The sequence below is a fragment of the Microcoleus sp. PH2017_08_TRC_O_A genome (assembly GCF_020738665.1).
Lineage (GTDB): Bacteria > Cyanobacteriota > Cyanobacteriia > Cyanobacteriales > Microcoleaceae > Microcoleus.
Map to the genome: position 1 here is coordinate 18933 of NZ_JAEQCE010000110.1, position 10495 is coordinate 29427.

Here is a 10495-nt window from a genome sequence, read left to right on the forward strand (position 1 = left end):
CGCACTGGCAGAATTCTGCTGTTACTGGATTTGACCGGAAACGATATTATCTCCTGTCGCGAGCGGGGACGCTCGCACTGGCAGAATTCTGCTGTTACTCGATTTGAGATGATACCGGAAACGATATTATCTCCTGTCGCGAGGGGGGACGCTCGCACTGGCAGAATTCTGCTGTCACCGGATTTGATATGATAGCGGAAAACTTATCCACTCAATCTTAATAACTAATTGCTCTTTCTAAAGCATCTTGTAACTGAAGTTCTAAAGGTCTATCCGAGCGAATTTCTAAACCAGGTAAATCATGTTTCACTAACAGTTTTTCGCCTGTTTCCGCAGTGGAACTCGGCCAGAGTACCCAACGACTACCTTGGGTAAGAGTGCTTAAACTTGCAGAGTTTTGAGTTAGCCAAATGATCGATAGTTGCGATCGACTATCGATCGCATCTTCGGCAGCATTAACCGCCGCCAAGGTTTCCAAAACTACCCGGTTCCCCGAGACAAGTCCGGTTCCGGCCGTCCAAAGTTTGACGTTTAACAGGCGCTTGCTAGCATAGAAGTAAAGAGACGCTGCTACTGTCACCGCTCGTTCAAATTCCTCTGGTTGCCACAATGCAGCGCTGTCGAGAGCAATAATAATTTCTTGGCCGCCTGCTGCAACTTCTAACTCTCTCACCCGCAGTTCTCCGTAGCGGGCGCTGGTGCGCCAGTGAATCAGGCGGGTGGGGTCTCCGTGACGGTAAGGTCTCAGGTTGCGGGTGAGGCCTTCGGTAGCGGTTTGCGATCGCAGGCGATCGTACAATTGCGGACTGTCTTCTTGACCGATGCGATCGATCAAAGGGCAAGTGCTCAACGGCAAAACCTGCGGGTAAACCACCGCCACCGCTTTTACCGGGCGGCTGCGACGGCACCAAAACAACCCTAAAGGCGCCGCCGTCCTCAAGTGCACCTCTTGCCAGCGATAGACGCCCCGCTGCCGGACTTCCACGTAGTATGTATCCCTGTATATACTTTTAGGCTCTACGATCTCGATCGGGCGGACAAGCTCTTTTCCCAATACAAACGGTAAGATGTCTACCACTTGCAACAAGGTTTTAGGTTGGCGGGCGCTATTTTCGATTTCTAGTTCCACGGTGATTTTATCGCCCGCACTCACAGGTTCGATCGGGTGGCGGCGCACTTCCAAGGAACGCAGCGATTTTGCAGGCAAAACCGCAGCTACTACCAGCAGCGCCAAACTGCCACCGCTGAGCGCGTACAGCCACCCAGACATTGTATTAGTAGCAGACCCAAAAAAGAACACCGTCATCCCCGAGAGCAGCCAACCCGCGTAGGCAGGAGTAACAGCGCGATTTTCGAGCCAGTCGGCAATTTTGTGACGGATGTTCATAGGAGTTAAAACTGTTAATTGCTCGATCGCCCATCAAGCCTAATTGTAAAATATTCTCAGCATTTGGCACCGAATTAGCAAGCGAGCGATTAGATTAGAAATCGGGAATTTTTTCAATGATACTTTGACCCCGCCCAATAACGGATACAAGATCCCGACACTCGATCGCGCACGGTCAATCCCCAAATTTTAGACCATAGTTGAAACTCCCAGATTCACGGCGCTGCGAGTCAATCTAAAATCTAAAATCTAAAATCTAAAATCGACTCACTGGAGACTAAAAAATGAACCCATTAAACAATCCTACACCCGTTAAACCCGACCCTCAAGCCCGCCGCACACCCCCGCCACCGCCGCCCTTGGCTGCAACTCCCGCGCCACCACCACCGGCGCCTGCTGCACACCCCCTGGCGCAACAGCAGCATCAGCAGCAACAGCAGCGGGCTGTTGAGACTCCCGTAAGTACGATCGAACAAATGGTCAGAGATGCCCATACCGCCTCGGCTTCCGACATTCACATTCGAGTCGGTCAAGTACCTCGATTTCGGATTCGGGGCGTCATGCAAGTAGCAACCAGCCACCCCAAAGTCACGCCAGAAATTTTTGAACATTACTTAGCCGAAATTCTCACCCCCGAACAGCGAAAACAGTTTGCAGCTACCAAGGAATTAGATGCAGCAATTTTTTACCCGGGCTTCGTGCGGTGTCGGCTAAACTGTTTTGATTCCCTCAGTGGTGGCGCCCTAGTATTGCGGTTGATCAGTTTAGAAATACCCACTATCGACTCCTTGAGGTTGCCAGAAGTTCTCAAAAAGGTCATTTTGCGATCGCAAGGATTAATTTTGATTACCGGGCCTACCGGTTCCGGGAAATCGACAACAGTCGCTGCGATGATCGACCACCTCAATCAGACGGAACAGAAGCACGTAGTTACAATTGAAGACCCGATCGAATTCATTCACCCTTCTAAAAAATGCTTGGTCAGCCAGCGGGAAGTCGGCTTGCACACCCACGAGTTCCAGCAGGCTTTGCGGGCAGTTTTGCGGGAAGACCCCGATGTCATCCTGATCGGGGAAATGCGCGATCGCGTTACCATCAATACAGCCTTGCAAGCAGCTCAAACTGGTCACTTAGTATTGGGAACCCTCCACACTCGCAGCGCCATCAACGCTCTTAACCGCTTGTTAAACCTCTACCCACCTGAGGAACAGCAGGCGATGCGGATTCAAATTTGCGATTCTTTAGTAGCAGTAATTGCCCAACTTTTGCTGCCAACAGTTGACAACCGCCGCGTCGCAGTTCACGATATTTTGGTGAACACGCCAGCCATGCACGATTACTTGATGAAAGGTGATGATGATGAAGCTTTCCGGTTGATGCAAAATGACACCTACGAAGGCATGAAGATTATCAACCAGGATCTTTACAAACTCGTACTTGAAGGTAGAGTGACAATCGAAGAAGCCACAAAAACTTCTCCCGAAGCCAGCGATTTAGACCGCCGCTTGCGGACAGGAGGCTACGAAGTTGGGTCGGCTCGAGACTTTGAAGGTAGCAAAAAAGAAAGGAGCGTTCGCGCCTAGCCTAATAGCAACATACATACAGGGGTAGGCACAGCAAGCCTACCCCACAAATTAATACCATTTAACGCACTTGCCATCTAGGTTGTAGGACTGCTACTTTGAGAGAGTTCAGGGAGCGCTGCGACTAATACCTTCACCATATAGTCATCGCTCATAAAAATCAATACCGGATGCGGGAAACAAGCGTGACTTTAGTCCTTCCTAGGGAAGCGGCTCGGGGGACTTCAGTCAAGAGTGTTCTTTCTTTGCTATTTCTATTAAAATATTGGGCGTTGCTTAATCATGGTATGAAAAAAATAAGTTTAAAATCCAAAACCTTTGTGGATACTGGTTTCTATGACAGACCTATTTAGCCTTTCATACCGTAAATCAGCAACGCCCCCAGTTATCGAAGGCGGCTTCCATCTGTTTGGGGTGGAGACGTTCAATCACCCGCCGAAAGCTATCTGGGCTGGGGATGCCATTGGGGAGTGCTAAGAAGGTGGAGAGCCAAGCTTGTTTGCTACTGCCATAGAGTTCCACCATGGCTTAAGAGCTTTGTCCGCCTGCAATGGTGGAGAGAATCGCCACGATCAGAATATCGGATAAAGGATGCCATTGTCCCCGTTCGACTCGCTCGATCTTCGACGGATTTAAAACAGTCTACTAATCCTTGGCTTAAGGCTGATATTCCTAAGGGAACCGCACTCCTGTGTGGGCAGCTCAACAGCGGGCAGCGGGCGCAAATCCTTGAGACATAACGGGAACCAAGAGGTGGGAATACCCAGAGAGTGTCACCTTGTGTCAGCCTCGAAGCGAGGAAATCTAACAAACCTTTAGCATTGCACCTTTAACCTCAGTATCTGGCTTATTAATCTGTATCCTGAGCTACTATTTAACGTGCGCTTACCCTGCCTACAGTTAGCTACTATTTCGCTGATTTCTGTGCCTTTTTTTCCGATTCTACAGATTGCAAAGCTTCGTCCAGAATTGCCCGAGCTTCCTCAGCTTTGCCCCTAGCTTCTCGATAGCGGACATTAGCTTGAGCGAAGTTTTTGAGAACCTTAAAACCGTCTTTCAGACGACCAATTTCCTCCGCACTCACAGGCTCATCTGTAAACAAAATATCGATCGCCTCCCGGATTTTTAGGGCTTCTTCCCGGGATTCCATCACCTTCAATTTGAGACTTGCCAAATTGCTCAAAATCTGCACTGCTTCAGTAATTGCGTCCTCGCCGTCAGACACAGCAGCATCTTCGATAACTTCAACAAACTGCTTGGGCCCAAATCCTTCTGCGAGCTCTGTAGGTAGCTTCCCTTCATCCATCAGCAGCATCAGCTTATCCATCGCTTCTTCGCGGGCTTTCGCTGAATCTTTCCCTTTGACAGTTAAAATAATTTCGGGGCTTTGAGGAAGTGTATAACGAACCATATTTTGACCACAAGTATGCGAAAACAATTGAATGATATTTTATTTTATCTTGATTCGATCGCCTGTTGCAGCTATCCATCGGCTCCCTTGCCAACCTCTTGCCAAAAGTTGACACATATACACTCAAAAAGGAACCATCGACCATGAAAGATAAAATTCTTAACTTCCTCAACTTGATTTTAGTCGCTGATGTGTTTTTCGTCTTGGCTATTTTTGGGTGGTTTGCGATCGCCGTTGCAGGGCGATCGACCGGGGTGAATCTAGGTTTCGATTTATGGTACAGTCTGTGGCAGCCGGTATTCAATCCTGCCCTCGGCATTCTGATGGGCGGTGCAATTCTCAGCGGTATCGTTAACCAAGTTTCTAAACGCCTCAATCCCAAGTAAAATTTATGTTGTATTTGAGACGGTGATTTGGGACGCTACGAAAGTTAGCTATCAAGCTTGTAGGGTGGATCAGAGATGAGCTGCTCAATTAGGTGAAGCTTGAAAATACATAAGTATGTCATTGCCAGTGAAACAAAGTGAAACGAAGCAATTACAAAGGTTATTATAGCTTTACATTCTGTTACAGAGTAAAGTTTATTTGTAACTACTTACGTCGAAAATCAGGATTGAACGAATCGGAATCTAAAAATATCAACCGTGTTCTGAGGAACAAAAGTCTGGCTAAATTATGGGAGAACAAAAACGTATCGGCATTCTCACCAGCGGGGGTGACTGTGCAGGCTTAAACGCCGTGATTCGAGCCGTTGTTTACCGCGCGACGGGAACATACAATTGGCAAGTGATGGGGATTCGTCAAGCCACCAAAGGGTTGATGAGTCGTCCTCCTGAAGCAATTGCCTTAAATGTGGAGAAAGTAGACTCCTGGCTCACCATTGGCGGTACGATGCTAGGGACGACAAATGAGGGCAATCCTTTTGCTTTCCCAATGCCTGATGGAACTTTGCGCGATCGCTCTGATGATATTATTGAAGGCTATCATCAACTAGGTTTGGATGCCTTAATTGGGATTGGTGGCGATGGCAGTCTTGCCATTCTCCGAAAGATTGCCAACGCAGGTAATTTGAATTTAGTTGCTATTCCTAAAACTATTGATAATGATGTCGGTATTACCGAGCGTTCGATCGGTTTTGATACTGCTGTCAATATTGCCACAGAAGCACTCGATCGCTTACATTTTACAGCGGCCAGTCACAGCCGCGTGATGATTGTTGAAGTCATGGGACGCGATGCCGGACATATTGCGATTAGTGCCGGAATTGCTGGCGGTGCTGATATAATTCTGATTCCCGAAATTCCTTACAAAATTTCCGAAATCTGCGCCAAAGTTCAAGAACGCCAACAACGCGGAAAAAACTACTGTTTAATTATAGTAGCGGAGGCTGTGCGGACAGAAGCAGGCGAGTTAGTAATGCACACAAATCGCTTAGGCCAAAGTCGATTAGGTGGCATAGGTCAGTATTTAGCTGATACAATTTCTGATTGTAGCGGTGCAGAAACTCGCGTCACAGTTTTGGGACACATTCAACGCGGAGGAACGCCTTCTCCGCTAGAAAGATTAATTGCTTCGGCTTTTGGTGTCGCAGCAGTTGATTTAGTTGCCGAAGAGAAATTTGACCGCATGGTATCTTGGCAACAGCGGGAAGTTGTGAGTGTTCCGTTGGAAGATGCGATCGCCAAATACAGACCTGTAGACTTCGATGGTACTCTGGTTAAAACGGCCCGCGGTTTGGGAATTTGTCTGGGAGATTAGATAATTACCTAGACTTTTTCACCAAAAAGAATGGGTTTGAAGCCCCGTCCTTATAGGACGGCTTTTCTTCCCTACGGAACATGAAAATTGCTATAATAAGTTTGAGTAAGAATAACCATCTATGCGAAGAAGTGTTTGATTAGGGAGCAACCCCCGTGTTATCTCGTCTCGATACGTCCGTAGCCTGGGTAAACAAGTAATGGTGAACACAGAGCGTACCTATCTGGCATTGTGATGGCAGGACGAAAGCAAAGGAAAAGTAAGCACGATTGCAATACTCGCAAGATGTAGTTGTTTTGAGTGTGTAGAGGCGATTTGACAGCGCCTTTAAGACTAAAGTTGTGGTTTTAAGAATCTCCGTGGCGTTGACTCCCGGAGAGTGTCAAATATCAACAGTTTGTAGTAATAACTTCACTTTTTGCTGGCTTAACTCAACAGCAAGGACTGAAGTCCTTACTACAAACTTTTTGAACTTCCGCAAAAGGTTTATGGTATAATCCGCCCGATCGCCCGATCGCCAGTTTGGATGTCGCAGAGGTACGATGGAATATAGGGAGGGAGACCAAGCCCGGTAAGGTTAAGCTTGGCGATAATACCCACAGGAAGGGAAAAATGACACTTAACTTGCGGCGACCAATTTTGATAGGCGGAATAGGACTTTCAGCAGCGCTTTGGCTGTTGGAAACTCTACAGCATTCGGGTTCAGAAATGGGAGAAACGGCACTCATCGGCTTGACGGCTGCCGGTGCGGGGTATTGGTGGTGGAAACAACAATCTCCCACACTCGAACTCGAACTCCCGCAGCCCCTGGCCAAGCGGGAAGCAGCCGAAAAAGCGATCGCGCAGGCCGAAGCAGCAATTAAACTGCTCGCCTCAGAAGCTCAAAACTCGGTAAATCCGGCTCATCTAACAGCAAAGCTCGATCGACTCAAAGCCGAATTAGACAGACAAGATTTGCGGATTACCGTAACTGGCGGCAAAGCTGTCGGTAAAACTGCCTTAATTCAAGTTTTAAATTCTAATTGGGCATCCCAAGACTCACAACAGCAGATTTTCTCAGAAACAGCACCGCTGTTTGCCAATACCACAAATTCCGATGCCAAAATCGGCGGTGATTTAGTGCTGTTTGTCACGGCGGGCGACATCACGGATTCCGAGTTTCAAACATTATCTCAACTAGCGTCCGCAGGTCAGCGCGTGCTGCTAGTTTTGAACAAACTAGACCAATATTTGCCAGCGCAGCAGTCACAAATTTTGCAGCAGTTGCACCAAAGAATGCAAGGAATATTGGGGACAGAAGATATAATTGCGATCGCAGCTTCCCCTAATTCGATTAAAGTGCGGCAGCACCAAGCAGACGGCACTGTTCAAGAACGGATTGAAACTCAAGTCTCTCAACTCGAACCGCTGACAGCAAGATTGACTCAAATCGTCACTCAAGAAGGGCAACAGTTGGTCTGGGCGAGTGCTGTGCGGGAAGCTGCAACGGTTAAATTAGAAGCAAAAACTTGCTTGAATGTCGTGAGGCGCGATCGGGCAATGCCCATCATCGAACAATATCAGTATATCGCCGCCGCCGCCGTTTTTGCCAACCCAGTTGCCGCCTTAGACTTGCTAGCCACAACCGCCATCAGCACCCAACTGGTAATCGACCTCGGCGCTATCTACAAGCAAGAGTTTTCCTTAGACCAAGCTAAGACAGTAGCGGCAACTTTGGCAACCCAAATGTTCAAACTGGGATTGGTAGAAGTGTCTACCCAAACTATTACTGGACTGCTCAAAAGCAATGCCGTTACCTATGCAGCCGGAGGCGCAGTGCAGGGAATTAGTGCAGCCTATTTTACCAGAATAGCTGGACTAAGTTTGATTGAATATTTCCAAAATCAAGAACTGGAAAATGCAGCCAAAGGCATTTTCAGTCTCAATCAGTTGACGAAAACTTTGCAAGCAGTATTTCAGCAAAATCAACAAGTTTCCTTCTTGCAATCTTTCGTCAATCAAATTGCAAGTCGTCTCTCGCCTCAGACATCTGGGGCCCAGGCTGTTAATTCGGCAGCAAATTAAATACTTCTGGAGCCAGGGGCGGCCAGAAACCTTGTCTGTCTTACGATTAGGGCTAGATTCCCTAAAAAAGGGTCTGACCTATTAGGTACGTAGTTGCGCTTCAGCGCTCTTTCATATATATAAATAAGAGCGCTCAATCGCAACTACGTACCTTGATTTCGTGGGACAGTTGGGTAAGTCATAAAATTTATCAAAAATTGTATTAAAATAAGAAATAGAATGTTATATTTCTATGCTCAATTACATAGCTTAAAAAAGCCGATCGCCAATGGCTGACAATTCCCTTCAAGAAAATCGCCTATCCCTCGCCCGCGCCAGTTTGCGCCAAGCCCTCGCGCGCTACTCCTACCTGCGCCAAGGCAAAAAAAACTCGAACAACACAGAATTAGAAGCCGCCCTGCAAACTCAGTTAGATATTTTAACTTCTACCTCCGAAAAACTTGACAACAAGGTAATTAGGATTGCTACTTTCGGGCTAGTCAGTCGCGGCAAATCAGCCGTATTAAACGCGCTGTTGGGTCAAAAAATCCTGCAAACAGGCCCCCTCAACGGCGTGACTCAGTGGCCTCGTTCTGTACGTTGGAATGTGCCTTTAACCTTCCTGGAGGGCGTAGAACCCCCCCAACCCCCCCTTGGTAAGGGGGGGCAGGGGGGGGTTCAAGTAGAATTAATTGATACTCCCGGACTTGATGAAGTTGGCGGGGAAGTGCGCGGCGAGATGGCGAAACAAGTAACTCGCCAAGCTGACTTAATTCTGTTTGTGGTAGCTGGCGATATCACTCGCACTGAATATCAAGCTTTGTGCGAATTGCAAACTGCTCAAAAACCGCTAATTTTAGTTTTTAATAAAATTGATCTGTATCCAGAATTAGACAGAAAAGCTATTTACCAAAGTTTGCAAGCGCTGGGAAATTCCGAACAGCTAGCAGCCGAGGCGGTAACAGATAAGGAAGATTGGGACGATTTGGACGATCGCCAAAATAACATCCCTGCTCCTAAATCTACAGCAAAACCACCCGCTAAAATTGCCAAATCCTTAGAAATAGTCATGGTAGCCGCCGAACCCGCACCGATGCAAGTGCGCGTAGAATGGTCAGATGGAAGTATCACCAACGAATGGGAATCGCCGCCTCCCCAAATAGACGAACTCAAACACACAATTTTGACAATTCTTAACAGAGAAGGGCGATCGCTCCTCGCACTTAATGCTTTAGTAGAAGCTAGAGATGCCGAAGCAAATCTTGCTCATCAAGTTCTCAAATTGCGCCAAACAGAAGCCGATGATTTAATCTGGCAATTTGCCAAATACAAAGCTTTAGCTGTCGGCTTAAATCCTGTTGCTTTCCTGGATGTCATGGGCGCAACTGTTGCAGATTTAGCCTTAATTCGCTCTTTATCCAGACTTTACTGTTTACCGATGACTGGTTACGAAGCCGGCAAACTTTGGCAAACTATTTTCTCCAGCGCTGGCGGCGTACTTTTGGGAGAATTAGGTAGCAGTTTCCTCTTGGGATTTGGGAAAAGTGCGGCCGCTGTCGCCCCACAAATCGGCTTTTCGACTTTCGCCGGAGTCGCTGTCACTCAAGCTAGTTTAGCAGCCTACGGAACCTACGCTGTCGGTCGCGCCGCCCAAGTTTATTTAGAAAGAGGCTGCACCTGGGGCCCCCTGGGACAGGATACTGTCATTCAAGAGATTCTAGCTACCATCGAGCGCAATACAATTATCGATCGCTTGCAGCAAGAATTCAAAATATGACACAAACCACAGCCATATTACGCGAACTGAAGCCGAGGGATTTTTTCCCGAGTCGTATCAAGATTTCCCCGAAATTACAGAATTGGTCAACTGATTGCTGTGTCATAAACATCGCAGTTGAGTAGGGTGCATCAGAACAAAAAAGGTACGTAGTTGCGCTTGAGCGCTCTTAACAAAGGTACGTAGTTGCGCTTGAGCGCTCTTAAAAAGGTACGTAGTTGCGCTTGAGCGCTCTTAACAAAGGTACGTAGTTGCGCTTGAGCGCTCTTAACAAAGGTACGTAGTTGCGCTTGAGCGCTCTTAAAAAAGGTACGTAGTTGCGCTTCAGCGCTCTTTCTTATATATAAGAGCGCTGGGATTATCTCAGTTTTATTGTTATAGTGATGTCCACGAAGAGCAAGTATTATACAGCTAGCTCTTTGTGGACAGCACTGTAAAAAAAATGGTTTTTGCACAACAAATGAGATGCTCCCAGAGCGCTGAAGCGCAACTACGTACCTCTCGAAAAAATGGTTTTTGCACAACAAATGAGATGC

At 47.4% G+C, this 10495-nt stretch carries 9 protein-coding genes; 6 read left to right on the top strand and 3 right to left on the bottom strand.

What is annotated here, in order from left to right; all coding sequences use genetic code 11:
- On the top strand, positions 1–192 hold a 192-nt coding region (locus JGK22_RS28895; RefSeq protein WP_293277559.1), incomplete at its 5' end, for a hypothetical protein.
- 25 nt (positions 193–217) lie between these two features.
- Here the strand turns inward: JGK22_RS28895 and JGK22_RS28900 are convergent.
- Positions 218–1387 carry a DUF58 domain-containing protein gene (locus JGK22_RS28900; RefSeq protein ID WP_293185252.1) on the bottom strand — a complete coding sequence of 390 codons (1170 nt, stop codon included), beginning with the start codon at positions 1385–1387 and terminating at the stop codon, positions 218–220.
- Positions 1388–1671: 284 nt separating this feature from the next.
- Here JGK22_RS28900 and JGK22_RS28905 point away from each other — a divergent pair, with 284 nt between their 5' ends.
- Positions 1672–2970 (top strand): PilT/PilU family type 4a pilus ATPase, encoded by a 1299-nt coding sequence (locus tag JGK22_RS28905; RefSeq protein WP_293193665.1) that lies wholly within the window; start codon positions 1672–1674, stop codon positions 2968–2970.
- A 369-nt stretch (positions 2971–3339) separates the two neighbouring features.
- On the opposite strand, the gene JGK22_RS28910 is transcribed toward JGK22_RS28905, so the two are convergent.
- Positions 3340–3495 (bottom strand): transposase family protein, encoded by a 156-nt coding sequence (locus JGK22_RS28910; protein ID WP_293143535.1) that lies wholly within the window; start codon positions 3493–3495, stop codon positions 3340–3342.
- Positions 3496–3877: 382 nt separating this feature from the next.
- The gene (locus tag JGK22_RS28915) at positions 3878–4381 is read right to left on the bottom strand and encodes a hypothetical protein (protein ID WP_293143532.1); all 504 of its coding nucleotides are present in this window, start codon (positions 4379–4381) and stop codon (positions 3878–3880) included.
- Positions 4382–4524: 143 nt separating this feature from the next.
- On the opposite strand from JGK22_RS28915, the gene JGK22_RS28920 reads away from it, so the two are divergent.
- The 4 genes from JGK22_RS28920 to JGK22_RS28935 all read left to right on the top strand — a co-directional run bounded on the left by JGK22_RS28920 (position 4525) and on the right by JGK22_RS28935 (position 9959).
- Positions 4525–4767, top strand: coding sequence for a hypothetical protein (locus tag JGK22_RS28920; RefSeq protein ID WP_293185248.1), 243 nt, complete (start codon positions 4525–4527; stop codon positions 4765–4767).
- A 289-nt stretch (positions 4768–5056) separates the two neighbouring features.
- Positions 5057–6139 (top strand): ATP-dependent 6-phosphofructokinase, encoded by a 1083-nt coding sequence (locus JGK22_RS28925; RefSeq protein ID WP_293219805.1) that lies wholly within the window; start codon positions 5057–5059, stop codon positions 6137–6139.
- Between the two features lie 612 nt (positions 6140–6751).
- Positions 6752–8203, top strand: coding sequence for a DUF697 domain-containing protein (locus JGK22_RS28930; RefSeq protein ID WP_293213802.1), 1452 nt, complete (start codon positions 6752–6754; stop codon positions 8201–8203).
- Between the two features lie 268 nt (positions 8204–8471).
- Positions 8472–9959 carry a DUF697 domain-containing protein gene (locus JGK22_RS28935; RefSeq protein ID WP_293197626.1) on the top strand — a complete coding sequence of 496 codons (1488 nt, stop codon included), beginning with the start codon at positions 8472–8474 and terminating at the stop codon, positions 9957–9959.
- The last annotated feature ends 536 nt before the right edge of the window (positions 9960–10495 follow it).

Bases quoted from the DNA above. Each gene is read 5' to 3' on its own strand.
- JGK22_RS28930 (WP_293213802.1), top strand. From the start codon at position 6,752: ATGACACTTAACTTGCGGCGACCAATTTTGATAGGCGGAATAGGACTT.
- JGK22_RS28915 (WP_293143532.1), bottom strand. From the start codon at position 4,381: ATGGTTCGTTATACACTTCCTCAAAGCCCCGAAATTATTTTAACTGTC.
- JGK22_RS28910 (WP_293143535.1), bottom strand. From the start codon at position 3,495: ATGGTGGAACTCTATGGCAGTAGCAAACAAGCTTGGCTCTCCACCTTC.
- JGK22_RS28935 (WP_293197626.1), top strand. From the start codon at position 8,472: ATGGCTGACAATTCCCTTCAAGAAAATCGCCTATCCCTCGCCCGCGCC.
- JGK22_RS28920 (WP_293185248.1), top strand. From the start codon at position 4,525: ATGAAAGATAAAATTCTTAACTTCCTCAACTTGATTTTAGTCGCTGAT.
- JGK22_RS28905 (WP_293193665.1), top strand. From the start codon at position 1,672: ATGAACCCATTAAACAATCCTACACCCGTTAAACCCGACCCTCAAGCC.
- JGK22_RS28900 (WP_293185252.1), bottom strand. From the start codon at position 1,387: ATGAACATCCGTCACAAAATTGCCGACTGGCTCGAAAATCGCGCTGTT.
- JGK22_RS28925 (WP_293219805.1), top strand. From the start codon at position 5,057: ATGGGAGAACAAAAACGTATCGGCATTCTCACCAGCGGGGGTGACTGT.